This window comes from Acinetobacter sp. MD2 (genome assembly GCF_035615575.1).
GTDB lineage: Bacteria > Pseudomonadota > Gammaproteobacteria > Pseudomonadales > Moraxellaceae > Acinetobacter.
Window position 1 is genome coordinate 538,808 of sequence record NZ_VTDK01000001.1, and the last position, 19,543, is coordinate 558,350.

Below are 19,543 nucleotides of genomic sequence, written 5' to 3' on the forward strand. Positions count from 1 at the left end.
GTGTATCTGTAGATCAATCGGTTTGTGTAATTTCAATCCGCTGTTGCAGATATTTTTTTGAGTTTTTGCTATTTCTAAACTGAAGCTGATCTAAAGCAACTGCCTGATGGCTTTGTTCCCGTGCCTGCTCAATTAAATGATGATACGGCGATTTTCCACATACAGGATCGGCATTTTTGGCATCGCCCGTGAGCATAAATGCCTGACAACGACAGCCACCAAAATCACGGTCTTTTTTGTCGCAACTACGGCATTGTTCAGGCATCCACGCATCGCCCCGAAAGGCATTAAAGCCTTCCGACTCATACCAAATTTCAGCAAGTGGCGTCTGTTTTACATTGGGGAAACTTAAAGGTAATTGGCGTGCAGCATGACATGGCAACGCTGTGCCGTCGGGCGCAACCGTTAAAAAGATTTTACCCCAACCATTCATACAGGCTTTGGGCTGTTCTTCATAATAATCAGGCACCACAAAAATAAGTTTACACGGATGCTTTTGCTGCTTTAACTTTTCACGATATTGATTGGTAATGCGTTCGGCGCGGACGAGCTGTGCTTTGGTTGGCAGTAATCCCTGCATATTCTCAAATGCCCAACCATAAAACTGGCAAATCGCCAATTCAACGGTGTCGGCATTGAGTTCAATACACAGCTCAATAATTTTATCAATTTGGTCAATATTGTGCCGATGAATCACAAAATTGAGCACCATCGGATATTCATATTTTTTGACTAATCGGCTTATTTCATACTTTTGTTCAAAAGCATGCTTTGAACCTGCTAAAGCATTATTTACCACAGGGTCACTGGCTTGAAAACTGACCTGAATATGGTCAAGCCCAGCTTGTTTTAAAGCAGCAATTCGGTTCTCAGTTAATCCCATCCCTGAGGTAATTAAATTGGTATAAAAACCTAAACCGTGGGCATGTGCCACCATTTGCTCTAAGTCTTGACGAACTAAGGGTTCTCCACCCGAAAACCCCAATTGCACCGCGCCCATATTTCGTGCCTGATCAAACACATCACACCATTGTTGGGTGCTGAGTTCGTCTTTGTATTTGGCATAATCAAGCGGATTAGAACAATACGGGCATTGTAACGGACAGCGATAAGTTAATTCTGCTAACAACCAAAGTGGCAAGCCCACTGCCTGACTCATTTAAACTCAATCCAATGTTCTTGTTCAGCCACCAACATATATTCAATCACATCGTTGCCAATCGCTTCGATATCACCAAATTTTTGCTTTAATTGCGCAATAATCTCGGCAACCGATTTTTCACCATCAATATATTGTCCAATGGCGGAAGCGCTTTCATTAAGCTGAATCATGCCTTCAGGATACAAAATCACATGGCGATTTTGCGCGGCTTCAAATTGAAAGCGGTAACCGTGTCGCCATGTTGGCACTTGAGTCACATCAAAATTTGCAATACTCATACTTTAAATAATCCTTTGTGCCAAACGCGGTCACTGGTTACACTTTGATACGGTGCTTGATTGTGAACATAGGCAAGCGACAACGCATCTAAGATCGTCCACAAAATATCGAGTTTAAATTGTAAAATTTCGAGCATGCGCTGTTGTTCGTCATATTCAGTGAATGATTCAAGGGTAATGCTCATACCATGTTCGACATCACGGCGGGCTTGGCTTAAGCGTGAACGGAAATAGTCATAACCGGCTTCACTAATCCACGGATAATGCGCAGGCCATGAATCTAAACGCGACTGATGAATTTGCGGTGCAAATAATTCAGTTAAAGAACTACTTGCCGCCTCACGCCAAGTGGCACGGCGGGCAAAACTGACATAGGCATCTACCGCAAAACGCACCGCAGGCAACACCAACTCTTCCGACATCACTTGCTCACGGGTTAAACCCACCGCTTCAGCCAAACGTAACCACGCTTCACGCCCACCACCGTCTGGATAAACACCATCTTGGTCAATCATGCGCTGAATCCACTCTTGACGCACACGATGATCTGGACAATTTGCCATAATCGCCGCATCTTTCAGCGGAATATTAATTTGGTAGTAGTAACGGTTAGCAACCCAAGCTTGAATTTGCTGTTGCGTGGCTTTGCCTTCATACATCATCACATGAAACGGATGATAAATATGATAATACTGCCCTTTGGCCAAAATGGCTTGCTCAAATTCAGCTGTCGAAAGTGCTTGTGGTTTTGCAGTCATGGCATTGCCCTTTTACAATTCAATCTGCATGCCATCAAAAGCCACTTCGACTTGATGCGCTTGCAATTCGGCAAATTGTGCCGACTGTTCATTTAAAATTGGATTGGTGTTATTGATGTGGATATACACCTTACGTGGTTTAGTCAGTTGATCTAAATACGACAACGAACCACCTTCACCACCAATATATAAATGCCCCATTTCACGACCTGTTTTTGTGCCCACGCCACATTGTTGCATTTCATCATCTTGCCACAAGGTACCATCAATCATTACGCAGTCTGATTCGGCCATAATTTGCATGATGTCTGCGCTAATTTTGCCAAGGCCTGGTGCATAAAAAAGTTGTTTTTGGGTTTTATGGTCTTTAATCACTAAGGCAATATTATCGCCATCGTGCGGATCATTACGATGCGGTGAATATGGCGGTGCAGCACTACGAATAATAAATGGAATAAATTCTAAGTTTTCAAAACCATCTATTTTAAACGCTTGTTTAGGATTGATGAGTTTATGCTGCAAACCACCATTCCAATGCTTGAGCATATTAAATAACGGAAAGCCTGTGCTTAAATCCTGATGTACCATTTCAGTACACCACACCTCCATCGGGCAGCCTTCGCGTAGGGTTAAAAGTCCTGTGGTGTGGTCAATTTGGCTGTCCATCAGCACCACAGATTTTATTCCTGTATCACGCAATTGTCGTGCAGGCTGTGCAGCTTTAAAGTCAAATAGTTGCTGACGAATGTCGGGGGAAGCATTACATAGTACCCAGTCGATGCCATTTTCTGACACTGCAATTGAAGATTGTGTACGCGGCTTCGCTTGGATTGTGCCTTGACGCACACCATTACAATTTGAACAATTACAATTCCACTGTGGAAAACCACCACCTGCGGCTGAACCTAAAATATGAATATACATAAAAGAGTACTTTTAAAAAGATATAAGCCCTAGATTTCTAGGGCTTATGGATTTAACAAGATGTTAGCAATTAACGTGCTTCAAAGTACATTGTCACTTCAAAACCAATGCGTAAATCTGTAAACGCGGGCTTAGTCCATTGCATGTTATTTCTCCAACAATGAATAAATATGTCTGCCTCTCTTTTTAAACAGAAAAGCAATTAAACAATTTACTTAAGTTTAATTTCAAAGGGACATTTTAACGTAAAAGCTCAACCAAGCAAACATTGATTGTATGGTTCAAGTAACAAATAGAAACCAAAACCAATATAAAGCTCAATATTACAGTTAGTTATCAGATTCCAATGCAACATTTAACTGTTTAAAAATTAGCAGCCCCAAAGAGTGGACATTAAAAAACCATATAACATAAAAAATTACGAGGTTTAGAATTTAGTGAATCTACACAGGAACGTCTTCTATTAAAGCTAAAGAAAAATTTTGAATTTGTATTTAGTAGAATTCAGTACACTTACTGAATTAACCCGCTAAAGTGCAACTAAAATTTGGTAAACTTAAGAAAGATCTGGTCTTTTGACGTTTGTGCAACCAAGCCATGATTGACTGTAATTTTACAGAGATGCTCTCTTTACTTCTAAATTATCAAAAAACAATGACATCTAAATAAAAACCTAGTAAACATTCATTTACTAGGCATTTAAACCAATCCAGATTTCAACTTTCAAAAGTCAAAGTTGAATCAAGCTTTAATTTCCTGCATCGGTTGGACGAGCACGTAAAATTTTATTGGCTTTATTTAGCTCCATATTTACAGCAACGTTATGCGGTGGAATTGGAGATAAGAACCATTTTTTATAAAACTGATCCATTTTACCAGAACGCCATAAATTAGTGACGACTTTGTCCGCTAATGCTTTCATTTTTGGATCATCATTTGGCAACATAATGGCATATGGATCTGTCGACAAGACCTCACCTACAATTCTATAATCTTGAGGATGTGCAGATGTTGCAATCAAACCGGCTAGTGTTGAATCTGCAGCAACAAATGCATCGGCCTTACCTGTTGCAAGCAAATTAAACGAATCTGCATGGTCACGCCCATATAATTTTTGTACTTTCAAATCATGGCCACGTACCGTACGTTTCAAATATTTATCTGCAATCACACCGGCAGTTGTGACCACTTTACGATTGTCTAAATCATCAATTTCTTTGATATCTGATGATTTCTTGACTGCCATACGAATTTCAGCCATATAATAATTTGTTGAAAAATCAACATCACTATTACGTAAAACAGAATGTGTTGATGTCCCACATTCCATATCAATTGCGCCTGACTTTAATGATGCAATACGATCAGTCGGTGTAACTGGCTTATAAACCACACGTAGATTTGGCATGCGTAATTCTTTTTTTATTTCAGCAGCCACATCATTACAAATATCAATTGCGTAACCGACCGGATGTCCATTTACCACATAAGAAATGGGTTGAGATGATGTGCGATGCCCAATCACCAATGTTCCTGTTTTTTGAATTTTTGCTAAGGTATCTGCTGCAAACACCGAACTTACTGACATCGACAAAAAACAGATTGTCCCCGATACGCAAATCTTAATAAGACGCATTTCCTACTTTCCTTTTAACTCAATGATCTCTCAGTTAAAATCATGAGAGCTCTATTTTGTGTATTTTATGAGTGCATAAATATAGCCTATTTAAGCAAAATACGCAGTCTTTTTTTAAAAATACGCACAAATACAATGCATTTTTTGATTTAGCGCACCCAAATAAGCCTAATACTTTTTTTGTGCACGCCTTGCTTTAAAGAACTGGCTTAACAATGCTGATGCTTCAGCTTCTAAGCAACCTGATTGATATTCAAACAGGTGATTATAATAACCTTGATTGTTCAGTAGTTGACGTGCACTAACCAAAGAACCAGATTTAGGCTCATGTGCAGCAAAAATAACTTTTTGAATACGTGCATGAATTAATGCACCAACACACATTGTACAAGGCTCTAAAGTCACATAAAGCACAGCATCCGCAGGCAAGCGATAATTATTCAGCCCTTTACACGCATCTCGAAGCGCAGAAATTTCTGCATGTGCGGTTGGGTCTTGTAAGCCAATCGGAGCGTTATAGCCAACACCAATCACTTTATCTTGACTTACAATGACTGCACCCACAGGAATTTCTCCCTGCATTTGGGCAAAATGCGCTTGCTCTAAAGCCAAACGCATCCATTTTTCATCTTGCTCAGAGAAAACAACCGATTCAGATTGCAAATTAAATAACATGATATTGTTTTAAGATTGCATTCCAACTTTCAACTGTTGTAATGGGTGGACAAGCACCTAAAATACCTTTCAAACTCAATTCGCTATATTGCTGCCATTCAGGAGATAAATCCTTATCCACTAAACGTGCACGCACACCCTCTACAAAATCTGGGTGCCGGATTTTCCATGCAGAAATTTGCATTTCTAAATCAAAAACGTCATTCCATGAACGCACGGTACGCCCCCATTGCCATAACAACCAGGTCAATGCAGCCGTTACAGGTGAGCCTTTTTGTAAATTTTCACTGGCTTGGCGTAACCAATCACTACGTGCATCACTTAGACCAACAATCGCCTCATAATCATATTCAAAATGCACACCACGACAAACACTATGTAAAACATCAAGTGAGTTTTGTAACGGGCCTGCCCCCACAGGGCGATGCATACTATTTAAAGTATCATCAATTGCTCTAAATGCACCTGCTGGATAATCCGTCCAACGAATTGCAATCACTTTTTCTAACACTGTATCACGCTGAGTATCACAAATATGCGTTGCCCAACCAATGGCATAAGCACCTGCCGCCGTCATAATTGAGCCTGTTAACCCTGTAAATAAGCCCACTGCCCCACGGTCTGCCAAAAAGCGAGTCGCACCAACATCAGGATATAAGCCAATATTAATTTCAGGCATTGCCAAACGTGAATGTGGTGTCACCAATCTAAAAGGTGCAGCCATAAACAAGCCAAGACCACCACCCATGACATAACCTTCGCCCCAAACAACAATTGGCTTGGCATAATCATGTAACAGTAAGTCTAATAAATATTCTTGTTTAAAAAATTCATCGGCAACGGCAGCTTCATTCTCAATGACCAACTGGCGTAGTTTACGAACATCTCCACCGGCACAAAAAGCTTTTGAAGTAGTTGAATCAAACCAGATGGCTTTAACCGTATCATCATGATGAAAATCTTGAAAAACTTCACGCAATGCAGTCACAATTGACAAATCTAATGCGTGTAAAGATTTCGGTCGATTTAAACGAATAATGCGCCATCCATTTTGTGCATATTCAACCATCAAGTCAGAATGGTAATGTTTCATTGTCTGTGTCATGCGTCCAGCTGCCAGTTAATTGGTGCGATACCCTGTTGTGTTAAGTAGTCATTGGTTTTTGAAAATGCCTTACATCCAAAAAAACCACCGCGATTCGCAGCTAATGGTGATGGATGTACAGCCGTTAAAACTAAGTGTCGATCACGATCAATACGTCGCCCTTTACGTTGTGCATACGCACCCCATAAAATAAAGACGATATGTTCACGCTGCTCATTTAATACATCAATAATATGATCTGTAAATGCTTCCCACCCCTGATTTTGATGCGAGGTAGGCTGAGCTTCTTCCACAGTTAATACACTGTTTAACAACAATACACCTTGCTGTGCCCATTGGGTTAAGTCGCCATGTTTAGGTGAAACAACCCCTAAATCGCTATGAAGCTCATGAAAAATATTACGCAATGAAGGTGGGATTGCAAGCCCTTTTTGTACCGAAAAACTTAACCCATGCGCTTGATTTGCACCGTGATAAGGGTCTTGACCTAAAATCACGACTTTAACTTGGTCAATTGGCGTGATATTTAGTGCATTAAAAATCAAATGACTTGGCGGGTAAATCGTTTTATTGTCTTGCTTTTGTGCAACTAAAAAATGACGTAACTGCTCCATTTGAGCACCCACTAAAAATTCTTGTAGTGCATGTTTCCAACTGTCGTCAAGTTGAACTTTATTTAATCGCTGTTGCTGCTGTTCGTTAAGTAACATCTATGTCTCAAAACCGCTTAATTATGAAGATACTTTAACTTGAAGTTCTACATTTGGATTATGAAAGAACTCACCTTGTTTTAATTTCTCAAACAAACGCACATCCGACCATTCGGCTTGCACCTGCTCGGAGAATTCAATTTGATCCAAACTCAAAATACCCATTTGTTGGTTTTGAATATCTTCAATAAAACTTTGTGCATAACCGGTATCTGTTTCATGCACAATTACGGAATAAACCTCGACATCACCTTCGCCATTTTGAGTTTTTGTCGACTGTAAAACCTGCTGTGCAAGGAAAAAGAAAATGCGAGAAAATTGCTCTGCAGATGGTGAAACCGGCAAGCTGATCCAACGCGCACTGAAATTCTTACATGCCTGTATATAATCAGGCGCATCTGCATTCCAAAAGCAAATTGCATGATCAAAACTATCAAATAATTCTTTAATCACACCTTTTAATAGGCCAAAATCATAAACCATTTGCCCATGGTCTAATTTTGAAGCTTTTAAAATCAGCTCAACTTTATAACTGTGACCGTGAATAGAGCGTTTACAACGGTCAGAGGTACAGTTTCTAACCACATGAGCATTTTCAAATTTAAATAACTTGCGAATTAGCATAGCGCAAAACAATCATAATCTTTAGGGAATCGAAAAGTATAAATCAAAATGCACTTTTTGCCGAATTTTTTTGTATCAAGATACAAGATGATTACGGTGTTTTTACGCGTAAAGGTAATGATAAAGCTTGTTCAATATAAGCAATCCGCAAACCATCACGTGAACCTAAATAACGCTGATAAAAACTTGAATTGAGCATCATTGCAGCGCCTTGAGTTAAAGACCAAATCCCCGCCAAATAATCACGAACACTCATTGAACTTTGGATGTGCGTCAAATACTCCTCTGCCATTTGAATAATCATACGCAAACGTTGACGACGGATTTGATAAAGCTCGGTGAATAGCCGCTGTATTCCAACCCCTGTCATCGATAATTTTTCTTCAAGCGAATGAAATAGCACTGTTCTTTCAGGATGATGCAAATGATGAAGCATAAAAAATGCGACCACTTCATTAAATTTTTTGTGTTGGTCTTTCGCCATTGCCAATAACATTCTTTCATTGCGAATAATCAGTAACATGTACAACTCATCTTTGCTTTGAAAATGTTTATACAGTGTTCCTTTGGCCAAATCGAGTTCCGCAGCTAAAGCATCTAGCGTCATGCCTGCATCGCCATTTTCAAGTAACAGTTGCTCTGCCACTTGAAAAATAAGTTGTTCGCGTTCTTTAAACTGGGTTTGTCGATCCATCTTATTGTTCTCGATTTAAGATTTAAATAATCGCAATACTTGACTATACCTTTGGCTGACAAAGTAAGGTTTCAAAATTACGGGTTGTGATCTCACCAATTTCAGCTGTAGTTTTACCATACACTTCGGCTAATGCTTGTGCTACAAAAGGCACATAACACGGCTCATTGCTTTTACCACGATACGGTACAGGTGCTAAATATGGACTATCTGTTTCAATTAGCAATCGATCAAGCGGAACAATTTTTGCAACATCACGTAGACTTTGTGCATTTTTAAATGACACAATTCCCGAAAATGAGATGTAGTAACCACAATCTAAAACTGCTTTAGCCGTTTCAACATCCTCAGTAAAACAATGCAAAATACCATGCTGTGATTGTTCTGCACGAATTAAATCAATTGTGTCATGTTTTGCCGAACGGGTATGCACCACCACAGGCTTTTTCACAATTTTAGCGGCGTGGATATGACGTGCAAAACACGCTTTCTGTTCAGCAATAAAGTCAGTACTGTGATAATAGTCCAAGCCTGTTTCACCCAATGCCCAAACTTTTTCAGATTGTGCCAATTCCACTAAATACTCAACACTTGCACGTTGCATAACTTGCGGATCTTCACATGGATGAACCCCAACGCTATAACCAACATCGGCATGTTTCGCAGCAATTTGGGCAAGCGGTATATGATCATCTAAATCGACCGAAATTCCCATCATCTTAGTAACACCCGCATCACGGGCACGTTGTAATGCTACATCTAAACATCCATCATAAGGCGTTAAATCAAGCATTGTTAAATGGCAATGGGTATCGGTAAACACGTTTTTTCCTTCAATTTAAAACATTACATCGTATAACTTGGACGATGTGATGACATCGTTCCCGCCAATAACTTTTCAGCTTCCGCGCGGTAATATAAACCTTTTTCACCACTAAGCTGAATAGCGAAGCCTTGAGGTTTTAAACCGGCTTTTTTAAAGTTAATCCAAACAACTTTACCCGTAAGTGGTATTTTCTGACTTTGTTCAGGCAAGGTTGCAAGCACAAACATTTGCTGCCCAAGTTTCACCGTTTGCTGTGAGGGAATAAATAAAGCCCCACCACTTACAAATGCCATATAACTTGATTGTAATGCTGCACGATCTGCAATATTAACTTGCAGAATTCCACCCATTTGCGGTTGCATTATATTTCCCCTTATATTTACGCATCCATCAATTGCACAAATAACTGATCTAACATCAATTGTGTTTGTACATTTTGCCGTTGCATGACTTTACTTTGCTGCACATGTTCAGCAATTTGAAATAAGGTTTCAAGCGCATACACGTCAGCCAAAACGGTAAAATCAAGATCTATATTTTTTATGACTTGTTTGAGTTTGACACAAATTAAATCTGATAACAAATACTCGAACATCATCATCAAATCATCAAAATTTAAGGCTTTATGCCATTTCGTTGCATAACTCATTGGCAAGCGTTTTTGCATGACTAAATCTTGCCAATCTGCCAAAAACTCCGCACGTTTGTTTAACCATTCCTGCTCATTTAAAACAATGGCTTGAAGTGGCATTTGATTAGATAAATTCAATAAAAGTTGGATTTTTTCTGGATGACTTTCCGGTAAATGCTGTTGTACATATTCGATTGCATCTTGATGTGTTAAACGATCTAAAGCATAACGCTGCACTCGACTACGAATCGTGGCAGGCAATTTTAAAAAGTGACTGGTCACTAAAATAATCATCACCCGTTCGCCAGGCTCTTCTAAAGTTTTAAGCAAAGCGTTGGCTGATGCTACGTTCAAGGCATCGGCAGGTTCAATCACAATCACCCGCCAACCTTCTACCGTTTGCTGCACAAAAGGTAGAAGTTCTCGAATTTGTTCAATTTTAATTTTAGATTGACTTTTTTTAGCATCGTCATCAGTGCTAATACGCACATAGTTTGGATGAGTATCAGACTTTAACCATAAACAACTGCCACACTGCCCACAGGCACTTTTCGGCATTTTATTTTGACACAATACCCATGCCAAGAATTGCTGAACAAATCTATCTTTGCCACAACCTTGCTTACCATAAAAAAGTAAACCATGCCCAACGTCAGGAAAACGCTGAGTTAGCATCTCCCAAACGGGTTGTTGCCAACTTAAAATTGGCGAAGAATTAGCAAATTCACTCATTGAAAATTGCAAATATCCATTGCATTAAGACGATCTAAATCGGCCTGTGTGTCTACCCCAGGTGGTAAGTTCGCTTCTGCCACAGCAATAGCAATACGATGTCCATTTTCAAGCACGCGAAGTTGTTCCAAACTTTCCAAACGCTCAAGTTGCCCCATGTCCCATGTGACATATTCTTGCAATAATTTGACACGATAAGCATATAAACCTAAATGGCGATAAGCAACATTGTGCAATTGTTCAGACTGCGTCTGTGCCGCATCACGGTCATAAGGAATCGTTGCACGGCTAAAATATAATGCTTGATTGTGCTTTGACATCACAACTTTAACAATGCTATCACGTCTAAATTCAGCCAAATCATGAATTGGCTCGCATAAAGTCGACATTGATGACTCAGGCTGATCAACTAATAATTGACTCACTTGCTGCACCAATTTTGCAGGCAATAATGGCTCATCCCCTTGTACATTGACAATAATATCATCTGCATGCCAACCTTTAATTCGTGCAACTTCGCTTAAACGATCTGTTCCCGAGGGATGGTCAGCACGCGTCATCACCACATCAATGCTTTCGGCACGACAAATTTCAGCAATTCGCACATCATCCGTTGCAACACATAAATCGTCAAAACCATGTACTTTTTTCGCTTGATCGACCACACGTAAAATCATCGCGCGCCCATGAATTTCAAGTAAGGGCTTACCGGGTAACCGAGAGCTTGAAAAACGTGCAGGAATAACAATATGTTTCATATCAAGACCTAATTGGAATATTGAGTTGCTGAAGTTGTTGCTGTAATAGCTGATAACAGGGTTCTGAAAGTTCTGCTTCTACAGGCAGCACCCAAATTGGGTTGACAAAAGAATGTAATTTTTGGGCAAGCAGCGCTTGTATTTTTACCGCATCTTTTTCAGTCGTGATTATCGGCAGCGTATCATTAAAACTAAAATCATTTAAATTGTAATCGTGATGATCGGCAAATTCATGTTTTTGGATATGAATCACACCAATGTTTGCCAAACTATTATAAAACCGTTCAGGATAACCAATTCCAACCACCACATGAAACTTTTGCTTTGCATCAAACACAGGCATTGCGTGGGTTTCCAATAAATAAGGTTTACCCACCTTTAGCCACATTGCATAATCAGTTGCCGCAGGTGTTGGATGATGTTCAATTACGGTAACTTCTTTTAACCGAGATTTAGGCTCTCGCAAATAACCTTCTGGCAATAATTTTTCATTGCCCAAACCACGACCTTGATCCAACACCACCCATTCAATTTGCCGTGCCAGTGCCCAATGTTGCAAGCCATCATCACTTAAAATTAAATCCAGATTATACTGTTGCAATAACAATTCAATCGCCGCTTGACGATTGGCACCAACTGCCATCGGTACGCCTGTACGCTGTACAATTAAGCAAGGCTCATCACCCACTTCTTTGGCAGTCGCTGCTGTATCAACCAATTTGGGAAATGGTCCTGTACCGCCATAACCACGACTAATCACACCGACTCTAACGCTATGTTGCTGCAAATACTTCACCAATTGAATCAACAGCGGAGTTTTACCACTGCCCCCAACGGTGATATTTCCAATCACCACAACAGGAACAGGCGCATGGTAAATTTTTTTAACGCCTGAATGATATAAAGCTTTATTAAATGCAAAAGCACAACCATACAAACACGACAATGGACGCAGCAAAATCAACCATTTCGCTTGTTTGTTCCATGCAGTTTGGATTTTTTGTGCCAACGCCATGCTTATTCCTCAAAATTACGTTGATGTAATTGGAAATAAGCACCACGTTTAGCTAACAATTCACGATGTGTACCATGTTCAACAATTTGACCTTTATCCATCACCACAATTTGGTCGGCATTTTCAATGGTCGATAAACGGTGAGCAATCACAATGGTCGTACGTTCTTGCATTGCATGCTCAAAAGCTTGCTGAATAAAATACTCCGACTCATTATCTAACGCACTAGTAGCTTCATCTAAAATTAAAATGGGTGCATCTTTTAAGATTGCACGTGCAATCGCAACACGTTGACGCTGACCACCCGACAAGTTAAGCCCTTGTGCACCAAGTACCGTGTTATAGCCTTGTGGCAATTGCATAATAAAGTCATGTGCATAAGCCGCTTTTGCTGCTGCCATCACAGCTTCATCGCTTGCACCACTAAGTTGTCCATAGGCAATATTGTCACGCACACTACGATCGAATAAAAATACCTGTTGATTGACCATGGCAACTTGCTGACGTAAGCAATCGAGTTCAATCTCTTTTAAATCAATATGATCAAGCAGAATCTGACCTGAACTCATTTCTTGGAAACGCACCAACAAGTTCACTAAAGAGGTTTTACCCGCACCTGAACGCCCAACCAGAGCCACAGTTTGGCCTGACTTTACATTCAAATTAAAATCTTTAATTGCATGAGAACCATCCTCATACACCAAATTTACTTGATTAAATGCAATTTCACCTTTAAGTTTTGGTTTTTGTGTTCCATGATTTGGCTCATCCTCCAAATCCAATAAGTCAAATACGGAATAGGCAGCCGCTAAACCACGCTGTAATTTCTCATTCACACTGGTTAAGTTTTTCAGCGGCTTACTGAGCATACCTGCTGCGGTAATAAACGCAACAAACTGTGCAGGTGAGGTATCTCCTAAAATTTCTGGACGCAATGCAATCCACATGATAATTGCCATTGCAATTGACATGATAAACTGCACCATTGGCGTATTTAACACATTAATAATGTGCAATTTTAAACCGCGCTTTAAATTTTCACTTGAACGGTCATGTAAACGCTGATATTCAGCGTCCTGTCCACCAAAGCCTTTGACGACGCTTTGCCCCAAAATAGACTCTTGCACCACATGGTTAACATTCCCCATGGTATCTTGCATTTGCGTCGATAACTTACGCATTCGCTTAGCCGCCTTACGCACGGCATAACCAATAATGGGGGCAAAAACCAAAATAATCAGCGATAAACGCCAGTTTTGATAAAATAAATAGCCAAGTAAACCAACAACGGTCAACCCTTCTTTCAATAAAATCTGTACCGATTCAGACGATGCTGCTGTGACCTGCTCAATGTTATACAAAATTTTAGAGGTAATTTGCCCACTAGAATTTTTTAAATAATAATTAGAAGGCAGGCGTAATAATTTCCCAAATACTTGCTGACGCATACTAAACACAAGATGCCGAGAAATGACCGCAGAATAATAATCGCCAAGAAATGAACCAACACCACGCACAAAAATAAGCAGCACCACTAAAAATGGAAACAGTGATGTTTCATGCACATTTTGCGTTTGAATCGCGTTAATAATAAACTCAAGTAGTTTAGCAATCGAAACTTCTGTTGCAGCACTTAAGGCAAAGCCAATAATCACCAAAATGGCATAACCCACATAAGGCTTTAAATAGGCAAGTAATCGAAAATAAACTTTTATATCTTGTTTCACTCATAACCTCGAGTTGGTGCTTTGGTACTAATATTGATATTGACAAAACCGAGTTGTCCTGCAACATCCATCACCCGAATCACATCTTGATGGGTGGCTTTTGCATCGGCTGCAATTACAAACATGAGGTCACGATGACCTTCTGATGCTTGTTTAATCGCAGTCGCTAAATCCGCAGCTTCTTGCGTAGATAACGCCTGTCCATTTACAGCGTAATGCCCTGTAGAGTCTACCATAACTTCAATTTTGCGATCGTATTGTTTTGGTGGCACACCTTGCGCATCTGGCAAAGTAATATTCATACGGCTCGGCTGATAAAATGAAGTCGAAAGCAACAAGAAAACAAGAATAAATAATAAGCAATCAATCATCGGAGTTAAGTTGATATGAATATCCTCAACTTGACGTTTTTGACGAAACTTCATGGAAGGTCTCCGCCAATTAAGATGAATGATGTGTGGATTTTTGGTAAAACAATTTAGCATGAAACAAGGTTGCTTGTTGTTCAAGCTGTGCAATATGTTCATGCACGACGCGTTGCAAATAGCGATATGCGATTAAAGCAGGAATCGCAACCACCATACCCATTGCTGTGGTGATCAATGCTTTGGAAATACCAGGAATCATCAATGTTGGGCTGATATTTGACCCCACATCAATTGTTAAAAAAGATTCAATAATCCCGATCACCGTTCCAAGTAAACCTAGTAACGGTGCAACTGCGCTAATTGTACCTAGAAAGTTAATATTTTTCTCAAGATGATGAATTTCTTGTGATGCAACAACTTCCATTTGCGCACGCGTAAACTTTTCACCTTGCATCCGACCATTCCACCCAGCAGATAGAATTTGCCCTAAAGGACTTTGCTCAGTCTCAGGATTTTGTTGTAAACGCTGCATCACCTCTGTTGCAGAATCTGATGCAGTGACAAAAATTTGTGCTGGCAAAACATCTTTTACACGCAAACGAATCATTCGTTCTATGGTAATTGCAACTGTAAATACCGAACATAACAAAAGCGGCAGCATTAACCAACCGCCCGCTTTAAACAACTCCCACATGACTTACCCCAATCCCCAATATACTAAAAAATGAATCTTACTCAGATTCTGGTAGGCAAATATTCAAAATACCATCCAACTCATCGAGGGAATGATAATGAATGACCAATTTTCCTTTGCCTTGTTTATTATGGTCAATTTTTACATTGGCACTAAAGCGTTCTGATAAACGCTGTGTCAATTGTTCTAAATCAGGTGAAGCAATCGCTTTGGCTTTTTCAGTTTTAGGTTCATTGAATTCACGCACGAGCTGCTCGGTTTGACGAACAGAAAGGGCTTTTTCAATTACAATCTGAGCAATTTTTTCTTGATCTTTTGGCTTTAGAGTCAAAATTGCACGCGCATGCCCCATATCAAGCAAGCCTTGTTGCATTAAATCCTTCACCGAATCAACTAGGCTGAGTAAGCGCAGTAAATTACTAATTGTTGCGCGCGCCTTACCGACTGTATCGGCAATTTCTTGGTGACTTAAACCAAACTCTTCATGAAAGCGTTGCAAGGCCAAAGCTTGATCAATTGGATTTAAATCTTGACGTTGAATGTTTTCAATTAATGCCAAGGCAATTGCAACTTGGTCATTTAATTGGCGCACAATCGCGGGGATTTCCGTAAGTCCCGCCAACTGGGCCGCTCGCCAACGACGCTCACCCGCGATAATTTCATATGGATGCTGCTCGTCATCAATTGGGCGTACAACAATCGGTTGCATCACGCCATGCTTTTTAATTGATGAAGCAAGCTCTTGTAAGTCTTCTTCATGAATAAAGCGTCGTGGCTGATAAACACCACGTTGCAACAAGTTCACATCAAGGTTTTTAAGCTGACCTTGGTCATGAGCTTGTTCTTCAATTTTTAATTTTTCTTTTTGAATTGAACCAAGTAAAGCATCTAAACCGCGTCCTTTGGCTAAACCACGCTTTTTAACAGTCATGCAACTTGTCCTTTCTTCACTTTATTTTTTTTAATTACCTCGGCAGCCAAATTCAAATAAGCGACTGCACCTTTTGAGCTTTTCTCAAAATAGATAACAGGCAACCCATGTGCAGGTGCTTCAGCTAAACGAATATTACGTGGAATAACAGTTTCATATAATTTAGAACCAAAATATTGCTCTAATTCGGCCGAAACATCACGTGTTAACGCATTCCGTGCATCGTACATGGTGCGCAATACACCCATAATATGTAAGTTTGGATTCAATGCTTGTTGAATGCGATCAATGGTTTGGGTTAAATCAGCCAAACCTTCTAGCGCATAATATTCACACTGCATTGGAATAATCACTGCATCTACCGCGGTCAAAGCATTTACAGTAATTAAGCTTAAACTTGGCGCACAATCTACAATAATAAAATCAAAATTTTCTTTAACCTGCTGCAAAGCATCACGCAAAATAAATTCGCGCCCATCTTGTTCGGCAATTGCCAGTTCAACTCCGGCTAAGTCTCGATTCGCACCTAAAACTTTATAACCTACTTCTGCTTTAGCAATCGCCGTTTCAATTGGCATTTCACCTAACAGTACATCTGTTACTGAGTGTAAAAGATCATTCTTTTGCACTCCTGAACCCATGGTTGCATTGCCTTGTGAATCCATATCCACCAACAATACACGTTTTTTTAATACCGCTAAAGAAGCAGCCAAGTTTACTGCGGTTGTGGTTTTACCGACCCCACCTTTTTGATTCGCAATTGCAATAACTTGAGCCATGAAAACCCCAATCCTGTTAAATCTTGTTCAATATGACTAAATGGCGCTGTTCATTTAAATGCGGAACACGCAGCTCAATAATTTGGTTTAAATATGTTGATTTTAATGTTTCAAGCTCATCGGTTGGAATAACCCCTTTCATGGCACAAATTTGCGTTTTTTCATGCATATAAGGCTCTGAAGCAGTGACAAAATCAATTAACGATGCAAAAGCGCGACTGGTAATCACATCAAATTGCCCCAACTCACGAATTGTGTCTTCATTCTCAACACGTGTTTGCACGGCAATTACATTTTTAAGTTTTAAATCGGCAATAAATTGCTTTAAAAAACGAATTTTCTTACCATTTGAATCAAGCAGTACACACTGACGTTCAGGTTGGCACAAGGCAATAATCATGCCGGGCATCCCGCCGCCTGTCCCAATATCTAAAATCCGTCCTTCTGGCAAATGTGCCAAAATACTTAAACTGTCGAGCAAGTGCTTCACAAGCATCTCTTTCGGTTCACGAATTGCAGTCAGATTATAGGCTTTGTTCCACAGTACCAAAGCATCTTGATATTTCAACAATAGCTGCAAAGCATCATCACTGAGCGCTAGGCCTAATTTTTGGCTGCCTTGTTTTAACTCTTGAAAAAAAAGATGCATGCTCACACTCGTTCAATAAAATCAGGTTGAAGTATACTGAATTATCCAATTAATCATAGCATTCAATGATTAGCGAATATTCATTTAAGCAAATTCACCTTGGCGAATTTGCTGATCTAACGCGAATAAGCGCTCAGGCGTTCCAACATCGACCCATGTCGCTGTCATTTTTTGCGCCGAAACCATCCCATTCAACATCGTTTGCTTTAATAGCGGCGCAAGTGGCTGTTTGCCTTGTGCTAAACTCGCAAACAATTGCGGTGAATATAAGCCAATTCCACTATAGGTTAAAGCCTCACCTGCTTGTTGCTGTTCAAAACAATAAGCCTGTTGATTCGCCAAAACAAAATCGCCTTGTGGATGTTGAGGTGGATTTTCAACTAAAACCAAATGGGCAAGATTATGTGCTAAATCTAGGTCAAATAAAGATGAAAAATCGTATTGTGTCCAAACATCACCATTCACCAAAATAAAAGGTTCATCACCCAAAAGTGGCAACGCATTAATAATACCACCTGCGGTTTCTAAGCCCTCACCTTCATTTGACCAAAGAATATTCACACCAAACTGCGAACCATCACCTAAGTATGCCAACAGTTTTTCTGCCAACCATGCGGTGTTGATGACAATATCAACCACTCCAATCGCACGCAATTTTTCGATATGCCAGACAATTAAAGGCTTACCCCCCACTTCAAGAAGTGGTTTTGGTCGCTCCAACGTCAGTGGTCGCATACGATTACCAAGCCCTGCGGCTAAAATCATTGCTTTCATGAAATTGCCTCATAAACACCATATTTCTCAGTAAATGCAGGCAATACACGCTGTTGCATGAATTCAACAAAAGAGGTTAATTCGGCATAATCTTGTGCCTCATTAAGGACATACCACATAACACGAGGCAAGTCTTTTAAATAACCAGATTTTCCATCTCGCTCAAATAAACGCACAAAAATACCCAAAATTTTAATATGACGTTGTAATGACATATAATCAGCATCTTGTTTAAACTGTGCTAAATCACGATTTTGCTTTGAAGATTCAGGTAACAACTGATAAAACTGTTCGAACCAAGCTTCAATTTTATGTGGTGGCCATTGCACATAAGCATCACGGGTAATCGAAATTAAATCGTAAGTATCTGCACCAATCACAGCATCTTGAAAGTCAATTACTCCCAAATCTGTTTCATCGGCTAAATACATCAGGTTTCGGCTATGGAAGTCTCGATGCACAATCACCTGTGGCTGTGCCAAAGCATTGTCTGCCAACAGCGAAAAAGTGGATTGAATCATCATCTGCTCTGACTCAGTCAGTTCAACCTTTAATGCAGGTAACAACCAATCAGTTAAAAGTTGCATTTCTAAAATGAGCTTTTCACGACTATAAATTGGAAAATCAGATGTGCCATCAATCGTTTGTAAAGCTAACAACTGTTTAAAACTTTGCAAATAATGTTGATCTACAGTGGCATCATTTAACAGATTAGCCAGCAAAATATCGCCAAAATCTTCTAACAATAAAAAACCTAAGGTTAAATCTTGTGCCAAAATTTTGGGTACACGTACACCATGTAAATTCAAAAAATTATCAATCCGCACAAAAGGCGCACAATCTTCTTTATCAGGTGGTGCATCCATAAGCATAAATGTTTTATTATTTTGCTGAACTCGCGCATAGCGACGGAAACTTGCATCGCCTGCTAAATATTTGATTTCAAATTGATCAGAATGAAAAACATCTGTTAACCATGTTTGTATCAATTGTTCACGTTGTGTATTCATTTGCAAATTTATCTAATACAGGCTGAGTTTTTGAAGTTCTAAGTGTAGCTACTTATAGACTTTTTCTCTATGATGCAATAATA

Annotated in this window: 24 protein-coding genes; all 24 read right to left on the reverse strand. The window is 39.8% G+C overall.

Annotated elements, in window-relative coordinates; all coding sequences use genetic code 11:
* Positions 1-13 precede the first annotated feature (13 nt).
* The 24 genes from pqqE to FXN70_RS02700 all read right to left on the reverse strand — a co-directional run bounded on the left by pqqE (position 14) and on the right by FXN70_RS02700 (position 19,460).
* Complete coding sequence (pqqE, locus tag FXN70_RS02585) at positions 14-1,159, reverse strand: pyrroloquinoline quinone biosynthesis protein PqqE (RefSeq protein WP_324645906.1); 1,146 nt, start codon at positions 1,157-1,159, stop codon at positions 14-16.
* Positions 1,156-1,440, reverse strand: coding sequence for a pyrroloquinoline quinone biosynthesis peptide chaperone PqqD (pqqD, locus tag FXN70_RS02590; protein ID WP_324645907.1), 285 nt, complete (start codon positions 1,438-1,440; stop codon positions 1,156-1,158). Before pqqD ends, pqqE begins: the two co-directional genes overlap by 4 nt.
* A complete protein-coding gene (gene pqqC / locus FXN70_RS02595; protein WP_324645908.1) occupies positions 1,437-2,198 on the reverse strand; it encodes a pyrroloquinoline-quinone synthase PqqC in 762 nt (253 codons plus the stop codon). The genes pqqD and pqqC overlap by 4 nt, the downstream gene beginning before the upstream one ends.
* Positions 2,199-2,210: 12 nt before the next feature.
* Entirely contained in the window at positions 2,211-3,122 is a 912-nt protein-coding gene (pqqB, locus tag FXN70_RS02600) for a pyrroloquinoline quinone biosynthesis protein PqqB (RefSeq protein WP_324645909.1), read from the reverse strand.
* Between the two features lie 70 nt (positions 3,123-3,192).
* Entirely contained in the window at positions 3,193-3,267 is a 75-nt protein-coding gene (pqqA, locus tag FXN70_RS02605; protein ID WP_001982218.1) for a pyrroloquinoline quinone precursor peptide PqqA, read from the reverse strand.
* A gap of 603 nt (positions 3,268-3,870) precedes the next feature.
* Positions 3,871-4,758 carry an amino acid ABC transporter substrate-binding protein gene (locus FXN70_RS02610; protein WP_324645910.1) on the reverse strand — a complete coding sequence of 296 codons (888 nt, stop codon included), beginning with the start codon at positions 4,756-4,758 and terminating at the stop codon, positions 3,871-3,873.
* Positions 4,759-4,926: 168 nt separating this feature from the next.
* The gene (gene tadA, locus FXN70_RS02615; protein ID WP_324645911.1) at positions 4,927-5,433 is read right to left on the reverse strand and encodes a tRNA adenosine(34) deaminase TadA; all 507 of its coding nucleotides are present in this window, start codon (positions 5,431-5,433) and stop codon (positions 4,927-4,929) included.
* Positions 5,423-6,538 carry an enoyl-CoA hydratase/isomerase family protein gene (locus FXN70_RS02620; protein WP_324645912.1) on the reverse strand — a complete coding sequence of 372 codons (1,116 nt, stop codon included), beginning with the start codon at positions 6,536-6,538 and terminating at the stop codon, positions 5,423-5,425. The genes tadA and FXN70_RS02620 overlap by 11 nt, the downstream gene beginning before the upstream one ends.
* On the reverse strand, positions 6,535-7,248 hold the full coding sequence (gene ung / locus FXN70_RS02625) for a uracil-DNA glycosylase (RefSeq protein WP_324645913.1): 714 nt from the start codon (positions 7,246-7,248) through the stop codon (positions 6,535-6,537). Before ung ends, FXN70_RS02620 begins: the two co-directional genes overlap by 4 nt.
* Positions 7,249-7,269: 21 nt before the next feature.
* The gene (locus tag FXN70_RS02630; protein WP_324645914.1) at positions 7,270-7,872 is read right to left on the reverse strand and encodes a 6-carboxytetrahydropterin synthase; all 603 of its coding nucleotides are present in this window, start codon (positions 7,870-7,872) and stop codon (positions 7,270-7,272) included.
* 91 nt (positions 7,873-7,963) lie between these two features.
* The gene (locus FXN70_RS02635; RefSeq protein WP_324645915.1) at positions 7,964-8,566 is read right to left on the reverse strand and encodes a TetR/AcrR family transcriptional regulator; all 603 of its coding nucleotides are present in this window, start codon (positions 8,564-8,566) and stop codon (positions 7,964-7,966) included.
* 43 nt (positions 8,567-8,609) lie between these two features.
* Positions 8,610-9,389 carry a TatD family hydrolase gene (locus FXN70_RS02640; RefSeq protein WP_324645916.1) on the reverse strand — a complete coding sequence of 260 codons (780 nt, stop codon included), beginning with the start codon at positions 9,387-9,389 and terminating at the stop codon, positions 8,610-8,612.
* A gap of 23 nt (positions 9,390-9,412) precedes the next feature.
* Positions 9,413-9,754 (reverse strand): PilZ domain-containing protein, encoded by a 342-nt coding sequence (locus FXN70_RS02645; protein ID WP_324645917.1) that lies wholly within the window; start codon positions 9,752-9,754, stop codon positions 9,413-9,415.
* A 17-nt stretch (positions 9,755-9,771) separates the two neighbouring features.
* The gene (locus FXN70_RS02650) at positions 9,772-10,755 is read right to left on the reverse strand and encodes an AAA family ATPase (RefSeq protein WP_324645918.1); all 984 of its coding nucleotides are present in this window, start codon (positions 10,753-10,755) and stop codon (positions 9,772-9,774) included.
* Positions 10,752-11,513, reverse strand: a complete 762-nt coding sequence (kdsB, locus tag FXN70_RS02655; protein WP_324645919.1) for a 3-deoxy-manno-octulosonate cytidylyltransferase — start codon at positions 11,511-11,513, stop codon at positions 10,752-10,754. The genes FXN70_RS02650 and kdsB overlap by 4 nt, the downstream gene beginning before the upstream one ends.
* A gap of 1 nt (position 11,514) precedes the next feature.
* Entirely contained in the window at positions 11,515-12,528 is a 1,014-nt protein-coding gene (gene lpxK / locus FXN70_RS02660) for a tetraacyldisaccharide 4'-kinase (RefSeq protein WP_324645920.1), read from the reverse strand.
* Between the two features lie 2 nt (positions 12,529-12,530).
* A complete protein-coding gene (gene msbA, locus FXN70_RS02665; RefSeq protein ID WP_324645921.1) occupies positions 12,531-14,255 on the reverse strand; it encodes a lipid A export permease/ATP-binding protein MsbA in 1,725 nt (574 codons plus the stop codon).
* A complete protein-coding gene (locus FXN70_RS02670) occupies positions 14,252-14,680 on the reverse strand; it encodes a biopolymer transporter ExbD (protein WP_324645922.1) in 429 nt (142 codons plus the stop codon). Before FXN70_RS02670 ends, msbA begins: the two co-directional genes overlap by 4 nt.
* Before the next feature lie 16 nt (positions 14,681-14,696).
* Entirely contained in the window at positions 14,697-15,317 is a 621-nt protein-coding gene (locus FXN70_RS02675; protein ID WP_324645923.1) for a MotA/TolQ/ExbB proton channel family protein, read from the reverse strand.
* A 37-nt stretch (positions 15,318-15,354) separates the two neighbouring features.
* Positions 15,355-16,248 (reverse strand): ParB/RepB/Spo0J family partition protein, encoded by an 894-nt coding sequence (locus FXN70_RS02680; protein ID WP_324645924.1) that lies wholly within the window; start codon positions 16,246-16,248, stop codon positions 15,355-15,357.
* Positions 16,245-17,027, reverse strand: coding sequence for a ParA family protein (locus tag FXN70_RS02685; RefSeq protein WP_324645925.1), 783 nt, complete (start codon positions 17,025-17,027; stop codon positions 16,245-16,247). The genes FXN70_RS02680 and FXN70_RS02685 overlap by 4 nt, the downstream gene beginning before the upstream one ends.
* A 16-nt stretch (positions 17,028-17,043) precedes the next feature.
* Positions 17,044-17,676 carry a 16S rRNA (guanine(527)-N(7))-methyltransferase RsmG gene (gene rsmG, locus FXN70_RS02690; RefSeq protein WP_324645926.1) on the reverse strand — a complete coding sequence of 211 codons (633 nt, stop codon included), beginning with the start codon at positions 17,674-17,676 and terminating at the stop codon, positions 17,044-17,046.
* A gap of 84 nt (positions 17,677-17,760) precedes the next feature.
* Positions 17,761-18,450, reverse strand: a complete 690-nt coding sequence (murU, locus tag FXN70_RS02695) for an N-acetylmuramate alpha-1-phosphate uridylyltransferase MurU (RefSeq protein ID WP_324645927.1) — start codon at positions 18,448-18,450, stop codon at positions 17,761-17,763.
* Complete coding sequence (locus tag FXN70_RS02700; RefSeq protein WP_324645928.1) at positions 18,447-19,460, reverse strand: aminoglycoside phosphotransferase family protein; 1,014 nt, start codon at positions 19,458-19,460, stop codon at positions 18,447-18,449. Before FXN70_RS02700 ends, murU begins: the two co-directional genes overlap by 4 nt.
* Between the last annotated feature and the right edge of the window lie 83 nt (positions 19,461-19,543).

Excerpts from the sequence above, each read along its gene's own strand:
- FXN70_RS02620 (WP_324645912.1), bottom strand. The coding sequence starts at position 6,538 with ATGACACAGACAATGAAACATTACCATTCTGACTTGATGGTTGAATAT.
- FXN70_RS02610 (WP_324645910.1), bottom strand. The coding sequence starts at position 4,758 with ATGCGTCTTATTAAGATTTGCGTATCGGGGACAATCTGTTTTTTGTCG.
- FXN70_RS02630 (WP_324645914.1), bottom strand. The coding sequence starts at position 7,872 with ATGCTAATTCGCAAGTTATTTAAATTTGAAAATGCTCATGTGGTTAGA.
- FXN70_RS02645 (WP_324645917.1), bottom strand. The coding sequence starts at position 9,754 with ATGCAACCGCAAATGGGTGGAATTCTGCAAGTTAATATTGCAGATCGT.
- kdsB (WP_324645919.1), bottom strand. The coding sequence starts at position 11,513 with ATGAAACATATTGTTATTCCTGCACGTTTTTCAAGCTCTCGGTTACCC.
- pqqB (WP_324645909.1), bottom strand. The coding sequence starts at position 3,122 with ATGTATATTCATATTTTAGGTTCAGCCGCAGGTGGTGGTTTTCCACAG.
- FXN70_RS02650 (WP_324645918.1), bottom strand. The coding sequence starts at position 10,755 with ATGAGTGAATTTGCTAATTCTTCGCCAATTTTAAGTTGGCAACAACCC.
- pqqD (WP_324645907.1), bottom strand. The coding sequence starts at position 1,440 with ATGAGTATTGCAAATTTTGATGTGACTCAAGTGCCAACATGGCGACAC.
- lpxK (WP_324645920.1), bottom strand. The coding sequence starts at position 12,528 with ATGGCGTTGGCACAAAAAATCCAAACTGCATGGAACAAACAAGCGAAA.
- murU (WP_324645927.1), bottom strand. The coding sequence starts at position 18,450 with ATGAAAGCAATGATTTTAGCCGCAGGGCTTGGTAATCGTATGCGACCA.
- FXN70_RS02680 (WP_324645924.1), bottom strand. The coding sequence starts at position 16,248 with ATGACTGTTAAAAAGCGTGGTTTAGCCAAAGGACGCGGTTTAGATGCT.
- FXN70_RS02685 (WP_324645925.1), bottom strand. The coding sequence starts at position 17,027 with ATGGCTCAAGTTATTGCAATTGCGAATCAAAAAGGTGGGGTCGGTAAA.
- FXN70_RS02635 (WP_324645915.1), bottom strand. The coding sequence starts at position 8,566 with ATGGATCGACAAACCCAGTTTAAAGAACGCGAACAACTTATTTTTCAA.
- pqqC (WP_324645908.1), bottom strand. The coding sequence starts at position 2,198 with ATGACTGCAAAACCACAAGCACTTTCGACAGCTGAATTTGAGCAAGCC.
- pqqE (WP_324645906.1), bottom strand. The coding sequence starts at position 1,159 with ATGAGTCAGGCAGTGGGCTTGCCACTTTGGTTGTTAGCAGAATTAACT.
- rsmG (WP_324645926.1), bottom strand. The coding sequence starts at position 17,676 with ATGCATCTTTTTTTTCAAGAGTTAAAACAAGGCAGCCAAAAATTAGGC.
- FXN70_RS02675 (WP_324645923.1), bottom strand. The coding sequence starts at position 15,317 with ATGTGGGAGTTGTTTAAAGCGGGCGGTTGGTTAATGCTGCCGCTTTTG.
- tadA (WP_324645911.1), bottom strand. The coding sequence starts at position 5,433 with ATGTTATTTAATTTGCAATCTGAATCGGTTGTTTTCTCTGAGCAAGAT.
- FXN70_RS02670 (WP_324645922.1), bottom strand. The coding sequence starts at position 14,680 with ATGAAGTTTCGTCAAAAACGTCAAGTTGAGGATATTCATATCAACTTA.
- ung (WP_324645913.1), bottom strand. The coding sequence starts at position 7,248 with ATGTTACTTAACGAACAGCAGCAACAGCGATTAAATAAAGTTCAACTT.
- FXN70_RS02700 (WP_324645928.1), bottom strand. The coding sequence starts at position 19,460 with ATGAATACACAACGTGAACAATTGATACAAACATGGTTAACAGATGTT.